The 18,515-nt window shown below is 73.3% G+C and carries 14 protein-coding genes; 6 read left to right on the top strand and 8 right to left on the bottom strand.

Features of this window, described 5'->3' with window-relative positions:
* Positions 1-39: 39 nt before the first annotated feature.
* The 4 genes from FVE25_RS19140 to FVE25_RS19125 are packed head-to-tail and all read left to right on the top strand — an operon-like array spanning position 40 to position 3,949.
* The gene (locus tag FVE25_RS19140) at positions 40-2,631 is read left to right on the top strand and encodes a helix-turn-helix transcriptional regulator (protein WP_219825558.1); all 2,592 of its coding nucleotides are present in this window, start codon (positions 40-42) and stop codon (positions 2,629-2,631) included.
* A gap of 14 nt (positions 2,632-2,645) precedes the next feature.
* On the top strand, positions 2,646-2,867 hold the full coding sequence (locus FVE25_RS19135) for a hypothetical protein (protein ID WP_157248308.1): 222 nt from the start codon (positions 2,646-2,648) through the stop codon (positions 2,865-2,867).
* Between the two features lie 45 nt (positions 2,868-2,912).
* Positions 2,913-3,515, top strand: coding sequence for a DJ-1/PfpI family protein (locus FVE25_RS19130; RefSeq protein WP_157248307.1), 603 nt, complete (start codon positions 2,913-2,915; stop codon positions 3,513-3,515).
* Positions 3,512-3,949, top strand: a complete 438-nt coding sequence (locus FVE25_RS19125; protein WP_246267156.1) for a MarR family winged helix-turn-helix transcriptional regulator — start codon at positions 3,512-3,514, stop codon at positions 3,947-3,949. The genes FVE25_RS19130 and FVE25_RS19125 overlap by 4 nt, the downstream gene beginning before the upstream one ends.
* Positions 3,950-3,953: 4 nt before the next feature.
* On the opposite strand, the gene FVE25_RS19120 is transcribed toward FVE25_RS19125, so the two are convergent.
* Genes FVE25_RS19120 through FVE25_RS19110 form a run of 3 tightly spaced genes read right to left on the bottom strand, consistent with a single transcriptional unit; the run spans position 3,954 to position 9,210 of the window.
* A complete protein-coding gene (locus tag FVE25_RS19120) occupies positions 3,954-4,553 on the bottom strand; it encodes a dihydrofolate reductase family protein (RefSeq protein WP_157248306.1) in 600 nt (199 codons plus the stop codon).
* Positions 4,550-5,386, bottom strand: coding sequence for a metalloregulator ArsR/SmtB family transcription factor (locus FVE25_RS19115; RefSeq protein WP_157248305.1), 837 nt, complete (start codon positions 5,384-5,386; stop codon positions 4,550-4,552). The genes FVE25_RS19120 and FVE25_RS19115 overlap by 4 nt, the downstream gene beginning before the upstream one ends.
* 47 nt (positions 5,387-5,433) lie before the next feature.
* Positions 5,434-9,210 (bottom strand): WD40 repeat domain-containing protein, encoded by a 3,777-nt coding sequence (locus FVE25_RS19110; protein ID WP_157248304.1) that lies wholly within the window; start codon positions 9,208-9,210, stop codon positions 5,434-5,436.
* A 170-nt stretch (positions 9,211-9,380) separates the two neighbouring features.
* Between FVE25_RS19110 and FVE25_RS19105 the strand changes: the two genes are divergently transcribed.
* Positions 9,381-10,802, top strand: coding sequence for a Gfo/Idh/MocA family protein (locus FVE25_RS19105; RefSeq protein ID WP_157248303.1), 1,422 nt, complete (start codon positions 9,381-9,383; stop codon positions 10,800-10,802).
* Between the two features lie 19 nt (positions 10,803-10,821).
* On the opposite strand, the gene FVE25_RS19100 is transcribed toward FVE25_RS19105, so the two are convergent.
* The 4 genes from FVE25_RS19100 to FVE25_RS19085 all read right to left on the bottom strand — a co-directional run bounded on the left by FVE25_RS19100 (position 10,822) and on the right by FVE25_RS19085 (position 17,258).
* Complete coding sequence (locus FVE25_RS19100) at positions 10,822-14,397, bottom strand: WD40 domain-containing protein (protein WP_157248302.1); 3,576 nt, start codon at positions 14,395-14,397, stop codon at positions 10,822-10,824.
* A 49-nt stretch (positions 14,398-14,446) separates the two neighbouring features.
* On the bottom strand, positions 14,447-15,607 hold the full coding sequence (locus FVE25_RS19095; protein ID WP_157248301.1) for an epoxide hydrolase family protein: 1,161 nt from the start codon (positions 15,605-15,607) through the stop codon (positions 14,447-14,449).
* 61 nt (positions 15,608-15,668) lie between these two features.
* The gene (locus FVE25_RS19090; RefSeq protein ID WP_157248300.1) at positions 15,669-16,559 is read right to left on the bottom strand and encodes a helix-turn-helix domain-containing protein; all 891 of its coding nucleotides are present in this window, start codon (positions 16,557-16,559) and stop codon (positions 15,669-15,671) included.
* 24 nt (positions 16,560-16,583) lie between these two features.
* On the bottom strand, positions 16,584-17,258 hold the full coding sequence (locus FVE25_RS19085; protein WP_157248299.1) for an alpha/beta fold hydrolase: 675 nt from the start codon (positions 17,256-17,258) through the stop codon (positions 16,584-16,586).
* A gap of 95 nt (positions 17,259-17,353) precedes the next feature.
* On the opposite strand from FVE25_RS19085, the gene FVE25_RS19080 reads away from it, so the two are divergent.
* Positions 17,354-18,331: a helix-turn-helix transcriptional regulator gene (locus FVE25_RS19080; RefSeq protein ID WP_157248298.1), complete on the top strand. Its 978-nt coding sequence runs from the start codon at positions 17,354-17,356 to the stop codon at positions 18,329-18,331.
* Here the strand turns inward: FVE25_RS19080 and FVE25_RS54400 are convergent.
* Positions 18,288-18,512 (bottom strand): hypothetical protein, encoded by a 225-nt coding sequence (locus tag FVE25_RS54400; RefSeq protein WP_219825557.1) that lies wholly within the window; start codon positions 18,510-18,512, stop codon positions 18,288-18,290. The genes FVE25_RS19080 and FVE25_RS54400 overlap by 44 nt on opposite strands.
* Positions 18,513-18,515 lie beyond the last annotated feature (3 nt).

The raw sequence follows: 18,515 nt of genomic DNA, 5'->3' as shown, positions 1-18,515 counted from the left end.
CCCCCGCATCCGCCCCGCACGTCCGGACGAACATCATGTATGGGGCAGATGTGGCCGTTCGTCGGCCGTGAGCGCGAGATCCGCGCCATCGAGACGATCCACGACAGGCCGGACGCGCTGGGGGTGGCGCTTGCCGGGGCCGCGGGGGTGGGCAAGACGCGGCTGGCCCGCGAGACCGTGGCCCGGCTGACCACCGCGGACCGGCGCGTGGAATGGGTGAGCGCCAGCCGTACCGCGAGATGGGTGCCTTTCGGGGCGATCGCCCATCTGATCCCGCCGGGGGCGACGGCGTCCGGGTCGCTGGCGTTGTTGCGGAGCGTCGTGGCGGACTTCGCCGCGCCCGGCCGCGCGGTGCTCGGCGTGGATGACGCGCACCTGCTCGATGAGGGTTCGGCCACCGTGCTGGCCCACCTCGCCCATCGCGGGCGCGTGTTCCTGGTCACGACCGTGACCGTCGGCCTGCCCGCGCCGGACGCCGTGGTGGCGTTGTGGAAGGACGGCCACGTGCCGCGCCTGCGCGTGCCCGCGCTGCCCGCCGGCGCGATGGACGCGCTGCTCGAGCACGAGCTCGGCCCGCACCTGGACGGGATCAGCCGCCACCGCCTGCGCCGCGCCGCCCGCGGCAACCCGCTGGCTCTGCGCGAGCTGCTGGCCTTCGGCAGGCAGTCCGGGGCCTTGCGGCAGCGCGGGGAGTTCTGGCGGTGGGAGGGCACCGATCAGCCCAATGTACGGCTGGCCGAGATCATGGCCGGCGCCCTGGACGAGACCTCACCCGCCACCCGCGCGGTCATCGAGACCGTCGCCTGCGCAGAACCCCTGCCCTTCGGCCTGCTGGAGAAGGTGTCCCACCGCCCGGCCATCGAGGAGGCCGAGCGCCACGGCCTCCTGTCGGTGGAGACGCATGGCGGGCGCGTGCTGGCCTGCCTGACGCCGCCCCTGTCCGCGGCGGCCGTCAAGGCGACCCTCCCGGCCGGCAGGGCTCGCGCCATCTACGGCGATCTGGCCGTGGCGCACGCCTCGGGCCCCCTGCGCCGCGCCGACGACATGCTGCGCCTGGGCCTCTGGCGCCTGCGGGCCGGCCAGGCCGCCGACCCGGGTCTCCTGCTCACGGCCGCACGCCAGGCGGTGGCCAGGTTCGATCTCGGGCTGGCCGAGCACCTGGTGAACGCGGCCCGCGCACTCCGCGCCGATCCGGCCGCCGACCGGCTGCTGGCCGAGGTCCTGGAGTTCCGGGGCAACAGCGCGGGCGCGGCCGGGGTGCTGCCGTACGCGCCGCCCGCCGGTGATGCGGCCGAGCGCACCGCCTGGGCACTGACCAGCGCCGAGATCAGCTACTGGGGCCTGGCAGGGAACGCCGAGCACGCCGAGCGCACCCTCGACGGCGTGGCACACGGCCGGGACCTGGCGGAGGCGACCCGCTCCTGGATTCTGCTGTTCGACGGCCGCTGCGAGGAGGCGCTGGCGGCGGCCGAACGGGTGCTGGCCGCCCCCGGCGCCGAACCACAGGCGCGGATCTGGGCCGCCGCCGCCGGAGCCGCGGCCGCCGGGCTGCTCGGCCGGGCCGTACGAGCTGCCGGGATCCACCGGGACGGGCGGGCGGTGGTCGAGGCCGCGGGCGGCCGGTTTCCGTGGGGTGCGGCGCAGGTCGGCTACGGCGGCTGCCTGGCGCTGCTCGCCCTCGGTACGCCGCGGCCCGCCGGGCGGATGGCGGAGGACGGCTACCGTACGGCGGTGCGGGCCCAAGCTCCATCGATGGCCGGGATATGGGCGGCGTTCATGGGCCTGGCCGCCAAGGCCGAGGGCAGGGTGGCCGCCGCCCGGTCGGCGCTGCACGAGGCCGTCGTGCTGATGGAGGGCGAGGACATCTACCGGCTGCGCCAGCCCTGGATGGCCGAACTCGCCACGGCCACCGCCCTCGCCGGCGCCGCCGAGCCCGCCGAGCGCTGGCTGGCCCTGGCCGAAGGGTGCGAGCGGGGCGGCAGCCGGCTGTTCGAACCCTGGCTTGAGCTGAGCCGGGCCTGGACCCACGCGGCGTCCGGCACCCTGTCGCAGGCCGCGCGCTGTGCGCTGAACGCCGCATCGCTGGCAGAAGAGCGAGGCCAGCCGGCCTATGCGGCGTTCGCCCTGTACGACGCCGCCCGCCTCGGCACACCCGCAACCGTGCACCAGCGCCTGGCCGACCTCGCCGACCGCCTGGAGGGCGAACTCGCCCCGGCCATGGCGTTGGCCGCCAAGGGCCTGGCCACGGGCAACGGGCCGATGCTGGAGGAGGTTCTCCCCGTTTTCGCGAACCTGGGCCACAACCTGCCGGCCGCCGAGATCGCGGCGGCCGCCGCGGCGGCACATCGCGCCGACGGGCGCTGGGCCAGGGCCGGACTGCTGGTGGAGCGCGCCGCCGCACTCGCCGCCCTCTGCGAAGGGGCACGGCCCCCGCTGCTCGCGCCCCGCCGCCTCCACTCCATGCTCACCCCGCGCGAGCGGGAGGTGGCGCTGATGGCGGCCACGCTGTCCAGCCGGGAGATCGCCGAACGGCTCGGCCTGTCACCGCGCACCGTGGACAACTACCTGCAGCGCGCGTACGGCAAGCTCGGCATCTCCGGCAGGAAGGACCTATGCGCCGGCCTGGAGTAGGAGCGACGCAGAGGATGCTCGGCCTCACGCTGACCGTGACCGGGACAACCGCCTCGGCCGGCACGCAGCAGCCCTTTGGCGACCGGTCGCAGGGCAACGGATACGTGTGGGAGGAACGCCTCGACAACGGGTACGAGCACGCGCGCCTCATCGCCGGCCATCGGGGCAACGGCCGCTTCGTCGAGGTCAACGACCTCGACGACCCGACCTGGGCCAACGCCAGGCTGATCGGCTAGGTCACATCAATTGACAACATGTACCCAAAATGACAACATGTGGTCATGCGACAGATTTATCACGCGATTTACGAGACCATGGCCGACTGGGAGACCGGGTTCGCCACCGCCCACATCAGGAACGGCGAGTACCACAAGGAGCCGGGCCGCTACGAGCTGGTGACCGTCGGGCTCACCGCCGAGCCGGTCGTGTCCATGGGCGGGCTGCGCATCACGCCCGACGTCACCCTCGAGGCGATCGAGGACCCGGCGATGCTCATCCTGCCGGGCGCCGCGCTCTGGGACGCCGGTGACGAGCTCGCCCCCTTCGCGATCAAGGCGCGCGACCTCCTGGAGGCGGGTGTCCCGGTGGCCGCCATCTGCGGGGCGACCGCCGGGCTGGCCAGGGCAGGCGTGTTCGACACGCGCAAGCACACCAGCGCGGCCCTGCCGTACCTGCAGATGCAACAGGGGTACGGCGGAGCCGGCTGCTACGTCGAGGCGCCCGCGGTGACCGACAGCAATCTGATCACCGGCAATCCGGTCAAGCCCGTCGAGTTCGCCCGGGAGATCTTCGCCCGGCTGGATCTGTATGAGCCGGCGATCCTGGACGCCTGGTATCGGCTGTTCGCCTTCGGGGACGCCTCCGCGTTCGAGGCGTTGCAGTGACGGGGCGGTATCTCACCGAGGCCGCGCTCACGGTCTACCGGCTCAACGGGCAGTTCCAGGCGGCGGGCGACTCGCTCGCCCGTCCGGTGGGGATGACCGTGGCCTGGTGGCAGGTGCTCAGCGCGGTGCTCGAGGAGCCGATGCCGGTGGCGGCCATCGCCCGGCTCAGAGGGCTCAACAGGCAGGGGGTGCAGCGGATCGCGGATCTGCTGGTGGGCAACGGGCTCGCCGAGTACGAGCCCAACCCGGCCCATCGCCGTGCCAAGCTGCTCATGCCCACGGCCGAGGGTCGGGCCGCGGTCAAGCGGATCGATCCGGACCTGACGGCGCTGGCCGACCGGGTGCTGGAGGAGCTCGGGCACGACGCGTTCATGGAGATCATCGAGGGGATGAAGCGGCTGTCGGCCGCCCTGGACCGGATCTCCGAGCGGTAGTGGTTCAGCGGAGACGGTCGTAGACCATGGCGATCTCGCCCAGGTCGCCGGTCTCCTGGTGGGTGAGCGCCCACTTCGTGGCCGGCAGGCCGTCGTCGAACAGGCGCTGCCCGCCGCCGGCGATCTCGGGGAAGATCATGAGGTAGAGCCGGTCGAGCAGGTCCGCCGCCAGGAGCGGCTTGATGACGCTGGCGCTGCTGTTGACGAGGATGTCGCCCCGGCCGGCGGCCTTGAGGTCGGTGACGACGTCGGCGGCGGGGGCGTTCACCACGCGGGTGCGTTCCCACGGCGCCTCAGTCAGGGTGGTGGACAGGACCACCTTCTCGCTGTCGACCAGCCAGGTGGCGTAGCCGCGATCGCGCGGGTCGGCGGTGGCGTCCTCGGCGACCGAGGGCCAGTAGCCCATGAACCCTTCGGCGTTGATGCGGCCGAGCAGCGCGGTCGTGGCGTCCTCCCAGATGCGGCCCATGTGGTCGCGGGCGACGTCGCTGGTCACGTACGGGGCGAACGCGCTGAAGTCGCCGGGCCCGCCCGGGCCGTTGTAGCGGCCGTCGAGGGTGAGGCTCAGGTTCGCGGTGACCTTGCGGGCGGTCGGGCCGGTCATTTCTTGCTCCTTGTGGTGGTGTCCGCGGCGAGGGTCGTCACGAGCTTGTCGAGGCTCTGGCCGAAGCCGATCTCGATGCCGGCGACGAAGTCCGCGGACTCGACGGTGCTGTCGGTGATGCGGAAGAGAACGTCGAGCTCGGTGCCCGTGCCGGTGGGGCGGAGGTCGAGGTCGAGGTGGGCGGTGAAGGCGTCGCCGCCGCCGGGCAGCAGCGGGGAGAGGCGGTAGGCCAGGTGCTCGTCCGGGCGCACGGCCACGACGACTCCGTGTGCGCGCCCCGCGACGGGGTCGGCGCCGTCGGCGTCCTCGGCGTCGCGGTACTCGTGGACGATCCGCCCGCCCGGCCGTGCCTCGAAGACGAGCTCGGAGACGCGCAGGTCGTCCGGGGTCCACCAGCGCGCGAGCAGGGCGGCTTCGGTCAGGTGGCGCCAGACCAGCTCGGGGCGGGCCGCCAGCGAGCGGTGGAAGGTGAACGAACGGCCGTCGGCCCACCCGTGCTCCCCGGCGGCCAGCCGCTCGGCCTCGAGGCTGAGCCCGTAGCGGTCGAAGGTCTCACGCGAGCCGCCGGCCTGGTCGGCGGTGTCGGCCAGCCGGTTGAGCGCCGCCGCGAGCTCCCTCAGGGGTGCGCCGCGCAGCGCGTAGATGCGGCGCTGGCCGGAGCGCTGGGAGGTGACCAGGCCCGCGCGTTCCAGGGCCTGCAGGTGTTTGGTCGTCTGCGGCTGGCGTGCCTGGGCCAGCTGGGCCAGGACCCCGACCGGCCGGGGCCGTTCGGCCAGCAGGCTCACCAGCCGCCAGCGGGCCGGGTCGGCCAGTGCGGTGAGGAGTGCGTCCATGCTCAGAAGTATTCACCACGACGAATATTCGTGTCAAGGAATACACCTCAGGAGCAGGTCGCCATGTACGGCTCGCCCGGCGGCAGGAACTGGCTCCACTCCTGCTGGGTCAGCGATCGCCCGGCCAGCGCGCACATCGCCCGGAAGGGGTCGGCGGGCAGCCGCAGCGGCCACCGCTTGCCGGTGCCGCTGCCCGCGACGGCCAGCAAGGCGGTGCCGTCCGGGGTGAAGCGCAGGCTTTCCGGCTGCTCGGTGGGACCGACGGGCGGCGCGACCGCGATCTGACGCTGGGAGCGGATGTCCCACAGCCGCAAGGTGCCGTCGGGTTCGCCGATCGCCAGATGGGCGCCGTCGCGGCTGAGGGTCATGGCGGTGATGGGGGCGGGGTTGGGGATGGGGTTGCCGATGTGCGTCCAGTCGCTGGTGCGCCGCACGTGGATGAGGCCGCCGGTGTAGGTGTGGTTGTTCTGCGCCGTCACGATCGCCTTGCCGTCGGGAGTGAAGACGATGACGTCGAGGGTCGCGTCGAGCGAGGGTGAGACCGCGATCTGCCGCAGAGTGGCCATGCTGCGCAGCGTGAGGCGATCTCCCGCCGTCGCGATCACTCTGTCGTCGGGGCTGACGGCGAGGGCGTTGATCTCGCCGGGGACGAAGTCGAGCCGATCTCTCGGGCGATGCGTCGCCAGGTCCAGGACCACGATCCGGCTGCCGTCGACGGTGGTGTATCCCTCCGGGGTGCCGACCTGGTGGCTCGCGCCGACCAGCAGCAGCCGGCCGTCGTGGCTGAAGGCGATGGCGCTGTTCATCTCGAGATGGTCGTCGGACAGCCCGAGGTCCAGCGGGCCGGAGATGACCCGGCCGGTCGCGGCGTCCAGGAGATGAGCGGCTCTCACGGTGTGGTTGTGCCTGATGTCCAGCCAGGTAAAGGCCGCCATAGTGCGGCCGTCGGCGCTGATCGCGGCGCTGGTGAACCGGTCGCCGTCCCCGGTGGGGCCGGGCGTCTGGGCCCAGACGGTGGTGTTCCAGACGCGGGCGCTGCGATCCAGGACCGTGGTCGCCAGACGGCGGCCGTCGGCGGAGTAGGCCAGGCCGTCGATGTAGCTGCTGTGGCCGCGCAGGACGGCGCCCGTCTGCCGCCGGGTCCGGGTGTCGACGAAGCGGACGGCGCCGTCGCCGCCGCCGACCGCGAGATTGCGGCCATCGGGGCTGTAGAGCAGGGAGTACACCGATCGGCCGACGCGGACGGGTTTGCCGATCTTGTGCTGCGCGGCGATGTCCCACTGCTGGGTCAGGGCGGTGTCGTCGCTGAGGTTGTCGTCGGCGGTGGTGATCGTCCGCCTGTCCGGGCTGAAGGCCATCTCCCCCGCGCGGATCGCCGGGCCGTACGGCCGGCGGGCGGCCAGATCCCAGACCTGCCACGCGGAGTCCACGCTGAACCGGTCGGTCTGGACGGCCAGCCTCGTGCCGTCGGGGCTGAGCTTGCTCCAGGTGTCGCGGCCGGTGACCAGCGGCCCGATGGCGGGGCCGAGACGGGTCCAGGTCCTGGTGCTCCACCGCTGGACGATCTGGTGGTCGTCGGCCGTGGTGAGCTTCGTGCCGTCGGAGCTGAAGACGATGGCGCTCAGCGAGCCCTTGTGACCGGTCAGCGGCGCGGCCCGTGGCCGTCCGGTGGCGGCGTCCCTGATCAGGACGATGCCGTCCTGGTTCTCGCCGCCGTCTCCGGAGGCGATGAGGGTGCCGTCCGGGCTGAAGACGATGGGGTAGACACCGGAGTGGTGGCCGGTGAGCGGCGCCCCCTTGGGCCGGCCGGCTCTGTCCCACAGGCGGACGGTCCCGTCCATGTCGCCGGTGGCGACCGTCGTGCCGTCCGGGCTGAGGGCGACCGCGCTGACATCGGCCGACGGGTGGTTGAGCACGGCGTCCAGCGGGGTGGCCAGCGTCGCCAGCATGCCGGTCCTGGCCTCCCCGGTGGGCGCGTACCGCCAGGCCGCCGCGGCGAGCAGGCCCGCCACGACCGCGTCCGCCGTGCGCATCACGTCGCTGCGCGCCGTCAGCAGCCGGGACAGGGCCTGACGGCGCTGGGCCTCGGCCCGGTCGGCCCCGCGCATGGCCAGCACTCCCGCGGCCGAGGCGACCAGGGCCAGCACCGTCACCACGACCAGGGCGGCCCGGGTCAGCCACCGCCCGCGCACCGCCATACGCCGGGCCAGGGCGGCGGCCTCCTGCGCGGCGGCCAGAAACGCGCTGGTCACCGTGTCGGCCTCCGGCTGCGCCCACGACGCCGCCGCGGAGGCGTCACGGGCCGCCTGCAGCCGGTTCCCCGCGTACAGATAGGCCGGGTCGCGCCCGTGCAGCTCCCACTGGGCGGCGTCGGCGTCCAGGCGCTGCAGCACGATGAGGTCTGCGCGGTCCTCCTCCACCCAGGTCCGCAGCCGCGGCCATCCGCGGATCAGCGCCTCGTGCGTGATCTGCACGGTCGTGGCCTCGACGGTCACCAGCCGGGCGTGGGCCAGATGGTCCAGCACCCGCTGGATGTCCGGGTCGTCGGGCAGGTCGGCCAGCGGCAGCCGCCGCGCGGTGTCGGCGGCGTCGACGCCCAGCTGGACCAGCCGGGTCAGCAGCCGCCGTGCCGTATGGCGCGCGGCGCTGTCCAGCCCGTTGACGGTGGCGTCCGCCGTCTGGGCCAGCGACCGGATGATCCCTCCTGACGTCCGGTACCCGGCCAGCGTCAGGCTCGTACCCTCGCGGTGCGCCCACGTCTCGCGCAGCACGTGCGAGAGCAGCGGCAGCACGCCGACGACGTCGGCGTGGTCCCGGTCGCTGCGCAGGTCCTCCAGCAGCAGCTCGGCCAGGCCGTCCTGCAGGGTCAGGCCGCCCGCCCGCGCCGGCCCCCGGATGACCTCCAGCAGGTGCTCGCGGGCCATCGGCGTGACCACGACAGGACGTTCGACCGCGGGGACCAGGCCCGGGTGCTGGGCGCAGCGGCCCAGGAAGTCGGCCCGGACCCCGAGCACGATCGCCATTGGACCGTTCCCACCCGAGCCCAGCGCCGTCAGGACCCGGACGAACGGCCGGCCGTCGTGACCGCCGGTGAAAACCTCCTCGAACTGGTCGATGATGACCGCTCTGCCCGACCACCGCGTCCTGAGGGCCGCGACCAGCTTCTCCGGGCTCGCGTCGTCGTCGAGCTCGGCCAGTTCGCGCAGCGTCCGCAAGGGGTCCGGGCCCGGCGTGAACACGACCGGAGCGCCGGCGGCGTCGCGGGCGAGCGCGGGCACCAGCCCCGCTTTCAGCAGGGAGGACTTGCCCGACCCCGAAGGCCCCATCACGATCAGCGGCCCGTCCGCGCCGGCGACCCGGTCCACGAGCGCGGCCGTCAGCGCGTCGCGGCCGAAGAAGTAGTCGGCGTCGGCGGTGCCGAAAGCCTCCAGACCACGGTACGGCGGGCGTGGGTCGGCCGGGCGAACGGCACGGGCGGCCGGGCGGACCGGCTCACGCTCCTCGATCTGCTCCCGCAGCGCCCGATAGGCCGCGTCCCAGGCATCGCGCTCCCCCAGCCCGTCAGGCAGGGCGCGCCCGGACTCGGCGGCCACCCGCAGGCAGGTGTCGACGAAGACCTCGAAGTTGTGCCGCTCGGGCCGCACCGGCCGGCTCTGGCTGATCATCCCGTCGATCGTGCTGCGCCGCAGCCAGATCGGCTCCTGGCCGGGCCGCCGGCGGGGCGTCCTGCCGCTGGCGATCGTCAGCCCGCGCACCGAAAGGCCCGAGGCGTCCTTCAACGCCCGGAGCCGGAGGGCGAATCGCGCCCTGGCGTCCTCCACCACGCCGCGAGTGTAGGCCGGGCGTCCATGGGTTCGGGGTGACGTATCCCTCTTTGGCCGGACATGGACGTGACCATGGGCGCTTGCCCTCTGACAGCCGATGATTGACACTGCCGACTATCGCGTGAAAAGCGCCATGCACAATCACGTCCATCCCCCAGGGAGTGATCGCTGTGGCACCCTCGAATCGCTACACGCCCTCACGTCGCAGTCTCCTGAAGTCCGGCCTCGCCATAGGCGCCTTCACCGGTGCCGGAGGCGCCACCGTCTGGGAACCTCCTCGCGACCAGCGCGAGAGGAGCATGGTCAAGGTCCCGTTCGAAGGGTTCGAGAAGGTCCGGGCCGGGCTCATCGGGCTCGGCAACCGCGGCGGCAGCCAGGACGTGCGGTTCGGCGCCGTCGCCACGGTCACCGCCGTGTGCGACATCCGGGCCGAGCGGGTCAGCCGCACGATCGGCCGGATCATGCAGCAGGGCCTCCAGGACGTCGAGCCGGTCGGATACTCCGCGGGAGAGGAGGACTTCCTCAATCTCCTCCGGCGCGACGACATCGACCTGGTCTACGTCGCCACCCCGTGGGAGTGGCACTATCCCCAGGCCAAGGCGGCCATGGAGCACGGCAAGCACGTCGCCGTCGAGCTGCCGATCTCGCCGCATCTGGATGAGATCTGGGACCTGGTCCGCACCTCCGAGCGGACGCGCAAGCACTGCATGCTGCTGGAGAACGTCAACTACTTCCGGCCCGAGTTACAGATGTTCGGCATGGTCCAGGCGGGGCTCTTCGGCGACGTGCAACACGGCTCCGGTGGTTACGTCCACGACCTGCGCTGGCCGTACCTCTTCGGCGCGGCCTACTATCCCGAGCACTGGCGGCGGCGTTGGCAGACCCGGATGAACGCCCTGCACTACCCCATGCACGGCCTGGGGCCGGTGTCGGCGGCCATGGGCATCAACCGCGGCGACCGCTTCGACGAGCTGGTCGCCGTGGCCTCGCTGCCCAAGGCGCTGGCGCTGTTCCGGGAGGAGGATCCCCGGGTGGGTCCCGACCATTCGTCGTGGCAGGACAAGCCGTACATCTCGGGTGACCGGCACACCTGCTTCGTCACCACGACCGGGGGCCGGTTCATCCGGGTCGAGCACGACGTGAACTCCCCGCACCCCTACACCCGGGAGACCACGCTCACGGGGACCAGGGGGTCGGTCGAGCTCGACAACGCCCGGATCTACCTCGAGTCGCTCGGCCACAACGACCACGCGTGGCGGACCGGCAGCACGTACGCCGCGATCCTGAAGCAGTACGACCACTGGCTGTGGCCGCTGCTGGAGCGGCTGGCCGACCGCTACGGCGGGCACGGCGGCGGCGACTTCGTGTCCATCTTCCGCCTGGTCCAGCTGATGCGGCTCGGCATGACCCCGGACATCGACGTCTACGACTCGGCGGCGTGGTGCTCGGTGATCCCGCTCAGCCACGAGTCCTTGAAGGCCGAGCGGCTGCGCCCGGTCAAGGTGCCCGACTTCACCCGCGGCCACTGGAAGGAGGCCCGGCCCACGTTCGGGCGTCCGCAACCGGAGGACCCGCTGCTGGCCGGCGCCTAGTGAACCCGCTCGCCGGAGATCACCGCGCGCCCTCGTCGACGGCGCCCAGCGCGCGCAGGGTCTCCCGCTGCGCGTCGGTGAGCCCGTGCGCGCCCGTGATGTCCATCTGCTCGTACGGGCGGTCCGGGACGAGCATGGACACCTGCCGCCCTCCCCCGTCCCAGAGTCGCGCGGTGCCGTCCAGGCTGGCGCTCGCCAGAGCCGCCCCGTCCGGGGTGTAGGCCAGGGCCTGCACCGGTCCCGAGTGGCCCACGATCACCATGGGGTCGGTCAGGCTCTCCGTCCGCCACACCCGGATCAGCCGGTCGTCGCCGCCGGTCGCGACCGTACGGCCGGCCGGGTGACAGGCGACCGCCCGCCAGTAGCCCTCGTGGCCGTGCAGGCTCGTGAGCAGCCGCCGTTCCCCGAGGTCCCAGACGTCTATCGGGCCCTGCCCGACCGCCGCGAAGAGACGGCCGCCGTCGGGGGTGACGGCCAGGGCGAGCACTCCACCGGGGGTGCCGCCGCGCAGGGTCGCCACCGGGGTCCCGTCGCGGGCGTCCCACAGCTTCACCGGGTCGTGGTGGTCGCCGCCGCCGGTGATGAGCAGGCTCCCGTCCGGGGTGTAGGCCACCGCCCCGGCGGCCGACTCCACCGCGGGGACCGAGAACAGGATGTTGCCCGTCGTGAGATCCCAGACGTGGACGAGCTGGTGCTGCCCGCCGCTGGCCAGCCGCTGCCCGTCCGGGCTGAAGGCGAGGTCGGAGACGTAGCCGCGGTGACCGGTCAGCACCCGCAGCGCGCGGCCGGTCGCCACGTCCCACACCCGCACCGTGCGGTCGTCCCCGCAGGACGCCAGCCGCGTGCCGTCGCCGTTGAACACGAGCGGGCCGACCTTGGCGCCGTGCCCGGCGAGGAGCCGCAGGCAGCGGCCGTCCCGGTCCCACAGCCGGATCAGGGTGTCCATGCCGCCCGTGGCGATGATCCCGGCGGGCGAGCACGCCACGGAGTTGATCGGCTGCTCCTGCCCCTCGAACGACGTCTGGCAGGCGCCCGTGCCGATGTCCCAGACACGCAGGCTCTGGTCTCCGCCGCCGCTGACGGCCAGCGGGCCCGCGCCGAGCAGGGCGACGGCGTTGACACCTCGCTGATGCCCCTCCAGCCTGCGCAGCATCCGGCCGGTCGCCACGTCCCAGACGCGGACCAGATGGTCGTCGCCGCCGCTGAGCAGCCGGTCGCCTTCAGGGGTGAAGGCGACGGCGCGGACCCGGTCGGAGTGCCCGAGCCCGAGCTCGCGCGGCGCTCCGGTGGCCCGCTCCCAGACGCGGATGTCGCCGTCGTAGTCGCCCGCCGCCACGAGCTCGGCCGACACCGCCACGTTCCAGTACGCCTCGTCCGGATCCCCGCGCAGGATGCGGACGCACCGCCAGTCACCGGTGTCCCACAGCCGGACGGTGCCGTCCAGGCTCGCGCTGACCAGGATCGTTCCGTCGTCGGCGAAGCGTACGGACCGGACCCAGTTCCCGTGGTCGGCGAGGGTGCCGAGCGGGTCCCCGGTGAGGGCGTGCCACACCCGCACGGTGTTGTCGTAGCCCGCGGTGGCCAGGATGGGGCGGGACGGATGCCAGGCGACGTCGGCGACGATGTGCTCGTGCCCGCGTAACACCCGCACGGCCCGGCCGGTGCGCAGCTCCCACACCCGGACGGTCCGGTCGACGCTGGCGCTGGCCAGCCACCTGCCGTCCGAGCTGAACGCCACCGCGGTCACCGCGTTCATGTGCTCGCGCCAGACGGCGACGGGCTGGCTGTCGGACATCCGCCACAGCCGCACGTCGCCGCCGGCCGTACCGGCTGCGGCGAGCTGCGCGTCGGGTGCGCCCGCGACGGCGTTGACGATGCCGAACGTGTCCGCGAACGACGTCCCGACGAAGCGCGTGCCGCGGAACGACACCCGGCTCAGGCGCGCGCTCTGCAGCGCGGCGTGCCTGACCGTGAGCCCCGACAGGTCGAAGCGCGACAGGTCCGCGCCGACGGCGAGCGCGAGGTGGAGCGCGTTGGCGGCGGCGTACCCGCCGGCCCCCTCCGGTCTGCCGCGCAGGCCCTCCACGAAGGAGCGCAGCAGCTCGCGGCTCCCGTCCGGGCCGTAGACGTCCAGCAGGCGCGCGGCGAGCGGCGCCAGCAGGACGCGCCGCTGCGCCCCCTGGACGTACTCGCGAAACGAGGACCGCAGGAGGCCGTGAAGGGACAGCACGTGCGGCTCGCCCGCGACGAGTTCGGAAAAGGCCAGGTCGAGAAGGTCTTCGATCATGTACTCGGCGATCACCGGGATGACCGTGAAGCGCCCGGGATCCGTGCGCACCGCCAGCGCCCGCGTGAGGAGCGTGCCCATGGCGTCGAGGACCTTGCTCTTGGCGATCACCGACGGCGTCAGGCAGTGGATCAGGTCGTCGAGGCCGAGCGGCTCGCGTCCGAGGGACAACCATCGCAGTACGGCGAGCGCCAAGGGGTTCAGCCGGTTGACCTGACCGGCCAGCAGGCCCCGGACATCCCCGGTTACCGCCACCTCCTCCCGCAGGAACGCGCCCGCGTCGCCACCGTATAGATCGTGGACGACGCCGATCGCGAGGGTCATTTCCCAGGGATTGCCGGAGTACACCTCCGCCATGCGCGCGGCCGCCGCGGCGCCGGCGTCTATCTCCCGCGCGGTCAGCAGCTCGGCGCACGCGGCGGTGTCCAGACCGCCCAGTCGCAGCGTGCGCACCTGCCGTCCCGGGCGATCCAGCAGCTCGGCCGGCGCCTCGCGCGTGGTGATGAGGACGGTCCCCTCGTGCTCGGCGTCCGCGAGCGCGTGCAGGAGGCGCAGGTACCCGCGCTCCTCCGGCGACGGCACGGAGGTCCCCGGCGGCAGCACGGACTCCATGTTGTCGAGGACGACCAGGCAGCGCCGTACCCGCAGCACCCGGAGGAACTCGGCGGTCAGCTGATCGGCCGCGTCCTCGGACACCGCCTCGGGAGCCCTGGCGGGCACCAGGACGCCGGCGAGGTCGCGCAGCAGTTCCTCCGGGGACTGCCGGTCGGCGAGGGAGCGCCAGACCACCACCTCGAACAGGTCCCGCCGGTCGCGGGCGACCCGGGCCGCCAGCGTCGTCTTGCCCATCCCGCCCCGCGCGACGATGACGCCGAGCCGGACTCGGTCATCGAGCCAGCTCGCCAGCGTGGCGACCTCCTGGTGCCTGCCGAAGAACGCGGCGGGCGCGGGCGCCCGCCCCCAGTCGGTCAGCGTGCGGACGGGCTCGGGCCGGCGGGTCTCCGGCGCGGCCTCCGGCTGCGGCGGGAGTTCGGCGGGCGGTTCCGGCGGGCCGGCCGCCCGCCGCGGGTGCGGCGCGAGGGCGCGCGGCTGGCGCGGGCGCAGCCATTGGAGCCCGGCGACGGCGAGACCCACGAGGGTGACGATGGCGGCGCCGAGGGACTGCGTCGTCACGGCGCCGCCCGCGACCACGAGGCCGACGCCGCCGAGCGCGAGCAGCGCCAGCGCGGCTATGCCCAGCCGGGACAGGGCGGGCGACCGGGCGATCCTTCTGAACCACGTCATCGACCTGCGTAAAACGTGCTTCACCGACGTCTCCTCGCGGTGATCTCCTGCGGGCGGCGGCCCCGGCGCAATTCTACGGGGACGACATGCCGCGGAAGGCGGCCCTGATCTCGGAGACCAGGAGGTCCGGCTGTTCGAGACCCGGGAAGTGGCCGCCCCTGTCCACTGCGTGCCACGACCGGACGTCCTGGTAGCGGCGCTCGGCCCAGCGCCGGGCGGTCGGCCACGGCTCGGCCGGGAACAGCGAGCAGGCGGTGGGCACCGTCACCGGCTGCGCGTTCTCCTCTTCGGCGCTGCGCGGCACCCACCGCATGGCCTCCCAGTACCAGCGGGCACTGGAGGCGCCGGTCCCCGTCAGCCAGTACAGCGCGAGGTTGTCCACCTGCCGCGCCACGCTCACCCCGCCGCCGGCCTCCGGGCGGGTGTCGGAGTAGGCGGCGAACTTCTCACCGAGCCACGCCGCCAGGCCGGCGGGCGAGTCGAGCAGGGAGTAGCCGAGCGTCTGCGGGCGCGTGCTCATGATCAGCCCGAAGCCGTATCCGTCCGCGAGATGGAGGTCGCGCCGCTCGAGCATGCGCTGCTCGGCCGGGTCCGGCGAGCTCCGGTCCTCCGGCAGCGGAGAGGCGAGCGGCATCGTCAGGTGCAGGCCGGCGACCCGCTCGGGCACGATGCGCGCCAGTTCGGTGCCGACGTAGGCGCCCCAGTCCCCGCCGTGGGCGCCGAACCGCTCGTAGCCGAGCAGGGTCATCAGCTCGGCCCACGCCCGCGCCGTGCGGCCGGGGTTCCAGCCGCGTTCACGTGGACGCTCGCTGAACCCGAACCCCGGCAGCGCCGGCACGACCACGTGGAAGGCGTCACTGGCCGACCCGCCGTGGGCGACCGGGTCGGTGAGCGGGCCGAGGAGGCTCTCGAATTCGAGGACGGAGCCCGGCCAGCCATGGGTCAGCACCAGGGGAAGCGCCGCGGGCTCGGGCGAGCGCACATGCCAGAACGCGACGTTCAGGCCGTCGAGGCGCGCGCGGTAGTGCGGAATCGCGTTCCACCGCGCTTCCGTGGCCCGCCAGTCGTGCTGCCGCCAGGCGTCCAGCAACGTCCTCAGGTCGCTCAGCCCGATGCCCTGGGTGGCGTCCGGCACCGTTTCCGGCTCGGGCAGCCGGACCTCGTCGAGGCGGGCCCGCAGCGCCGCCAGATCGCGGTCGGGAACGTGCACGGGGAAGGGCTCGATCTCAGTCATGCACGAAACCCTAGAAACGGATCGCTCCCCCGGGCCATGCCGCAGATTGCCGGACGTGCGGTCAGGAATTGCGGTACGCCGAGGGCCGCATCCCCGTGTGCCGCAGGAACGCCGTCGACAGGGCGCCGGGACTCGCGAAGCCGCACAGCGGAGCGATCTGGGCGACCGGAAGGTCGGTGTCCAGCAGCAGGCGTTGCGCCTTCTCGATCCGCAGCCGGGTGAGGAACCGGTGGGGCGTTTCCCCTGTCGCCCGGCTGAACACGCGCACGAGGTGGAACACGCTGAGATACACCTCGTCCGCGAGGTCGGCCAGGGTCAGCGGCTCGGCCAGCCGGTCGCGCATGAAGGCGATCGCCGCCCGGACGCGGGCGTCCTCCCGCTCCGGCGCCTTCTGGGCCGGCGGCCGGGAGTGCCGGCTGAGCAGGTGCACGGCCAGGAAGGCAGCCGCCGACTCGGCGTACAGGTCCCCGATCTCGTCCGCGGCGCCGACGGCGCGCACCGCCTCCTCGATCAGCGGATCACCCGTGGCCACGGACGCCGCCATGCCCGCGTAGTCCACCGCGCCGATGCCCAGGTGCTCCGCGGTGCGTTCGACGGTCCCTCGCGGGATGTGCACCTGCACGCTGCGCAGCGGATCGTCCCCGCGGTAGCGGCGGACGACTGGCCGATCCGGAATCCCCAGCTCGAGCCGCCCCGGCAGCCAGGTGTGGCGGCTCCACCGGCCGCCGCTCCGCGTCTCCATCACGGCCCTGCCGCCCACGGGAAGGATCAGGTGCAGATCCGCCGCGGCCGGCAACGCCATGTCCTCGACCCGCGGAACGTGCTCGAACCGCTGCACCAGCAAGGACTGCCAGCCGAGGTCCGCCCAGCTGCAGTGCGTCCGCCGGACGTAGCGATCCATGTCGAATCCGGCATAGGGCTGAAGATCCAGACGAACGGAGTCGAACACCATGCAACCGAGGCTAGCCATGTCGGGTCAGGACTCGGGGGCCGCCTCTGCCAGAAGGCGGGCGAGGACGGCCGGCTTGGTGATCATGGGCCAGTGGCCGGAGTCGAGGTCCACGAGGTCGAGGTGCCTGGCTTTGGCCAGCTCGGGCAGGTCGCCGGCGGCTATCCACTCCTTGGCCCGGGCGGGGGTGAATTCGGGGCACACGAGGAGGACGGGGATGTCGAAGCGTCGCTCGTCCGCCAGCCGTACCACGCCCTTCACCACCCCGGCGGGGGCGGGGATCGCGGCGGCCGCGAAAGCCCGCCGGGCCTCCTCGCCGAGGTCGGCGGAGTCCGGGCCCTCGAACGGGCCCCATCCGGGGAAGGGCATGACGCCGTCCGTCAGCTCGAAGAAGTCGGCGTACGACTGCCCGTCCGCGGCCGGGAAGCCGCCGATGCACACGACCTTGGCGACCCGCTCCGGGCGCGCGTCGGCGGCCAGCCAGGCCAGGGTGCAGGCGGCGGAATGTCCCACCACCATGGGGTTTCCCGGTGCCGCGTCCACGGCGGCGAGCACGGCGGCGACCTGGTCGTCGAGCGTGGCGTCACGCCGGTTGGGCAGGGTGATCGGCACGGGGCGGTGGCCGAGCGCTTCGAGGGCGGGGACGACGTCGTCCCACGCGGATCCGTCGAGCCACAGGCCGGCGATGAGCAGGATGTCCACGGTCGGTTCCCTTCGTCAGCACGTTCCGGGTCAGGCTAGAGCCGATTCCGGACGTTCTGCTTCCTATTCAGGCCGTGACCTCCTACTGTGCTCGTGTGCCGACCGACCTCAGTCCCACCGCACGAGCACTGCGTGCCCTGGAGCTGCTCCAGGCCCGTCCCGGCCTGACCGGCGGTGAGCTCGCCGCCTGCCTGGGGGTCACCGAGCGGGCCGCGCGCCGGTATGTCGGGATCCTCCGGGAGGCGGGCATCCCCGTCGAGTCGGTCCGCGGACCCTACGGCGGGTACCGGCTCGGGCGCGGGACGCGGCTGCCTCCGGTCGCCTTCACCGAGCCCGAGGCGCTCAGCCTCGTCATGGCGGTGCTCGACGGCCAGCCCGCCGCCGCCGACGCGGACGACCTCGTCGGCGCCGCGCTGGGCAAGGTCATCCGGGCGCTGCCCGAGAGTGTCGGACGGCAGGCGGCCGCGCTGCGCGAGCATGCGTCGGCCGCGCCCGACCGGTTCTCGGCCCGTCCGGATCCCGCCATCACCAGCGCGCTCGTGGCCGCCGGCGCGGGCCGGCGGCGCGTGCTGATCGCCTACCGGAGCGAGTCCGGCGACGAGTGGGAGGCCGAGGTGGACCCCTGGGCGGTCGTCGTCCGCCACGGGCGCTGGTACCTGCTGTGCCACTCCCACCGCGCGGACGCCGTCCGCACCTACCGGATCGACCGCGTCCGCCGGGTCCAGCGGAGCACGCACGCGTTCGAGCCGCCCGGCGACCTCGACCCGGTGGCCGCGCTGGAGGAGAACCTGGGCCTCGGGTGGAAGTTCGCCACGCGGGTCGTGTTCGACGCTCCCCTCGCCGAGGTGGCGCCGTGGATCCGGCCGCCCATGGGACGGCTCGAACCGTCGGAGGACGGGTGCGTGCTCATCGGCAGCACGCGCAATCCGGCGATGTACGCGCAGGAGTGGCTGCCGAACGTGCCGCTCCCCTTCCGGGTCGAAGGCGGGCCGGAACTGCGCGCCGCGGTCGCGACGCTCGCCGCGCGGCTCACCGCCGCCGTGGCGGACCCTCCCGATGCGCGGCGCGGATGATGCGGCCGGCGGCGCGCCGGCCGCTGCGGATCGCGCCCTCCATGAGGCCGATCCGGCTGATGCCCACGGCCACGCCGACGGCGGTGGCGCGTACCTCGGTCGGGAACAGTTCGTTGGGGTAGATCCACTCCAGGATGCTCGGACCGCCGGAGGCGAAGGCGTAGAAGGCGAACGCCGTCACCAC

The sequence above is a fragment of the Nonomuraea typhae genome, assembly GCF_009760925.1.
GTDB lineage: Bacteria > Actinomycetota > Actinomycetes > Streptosporangiales > Streptosporangiaceae > Nonomuraea > Nonomuraea typhae.
Note: the sequence above shows the minus strand (reverse complement) of the source record. Positions and strands in the feature narration are given on the sequence as shown.

Bases quoted from the DNA above. Each gene is read 5' to 3' on its own strand.
- FVE25_RS19115 (WP_157248305.1), bottom strand. From the start codon at position 5,386: ATGGACGCACTCCTCACCGCACTGGCCGACCCGGCCCGCTGGCGGCTG.
- FVE25_RS19095 (WP_157248301.1), bottom strand. From the start codon at position 15,607: ATGACTGAGATCGAGCCCTTCCCCGTGCACGTTCCCGACCGCGATCTG.
- FVE25_RS19090 (WP_157248300.1), bottom strand. From the start codon at position 16,559: ATGGTGTTCGACTCCGTTCGTCTGGATCTTCAGCCCTATGCCGGATTC.
- FVE25_RS19130 (WP_157248307.1), top strand. From the start codon at position 2,913: ATGCGACAGATTTATCACGCGATTTACGAGACCATGGCCGACTGGGAG.
- FVE25_RS19140 (WP_219825558.1), top strand. From the start codon at position 40: ATGGGGCAGATGTGGCCGTTCGTCGGCCGTGAGCGCGAGATCCGCGCC.
- FVE25_RS19120 (WP_157248306.1), bottom strand. From the start codon at position 4,553: ATGACCGGCCCGACCGCCCGCAAGGTCACCGCGAACCTGAGCCTCACC.
- FVE25_RS19135 (WP_157248308.1), top strand. From the start codon at position 2,646: ATGCTCGGCCTCACGCTGACCGTGACCGGGACAACCGCCTCGGCCGGC.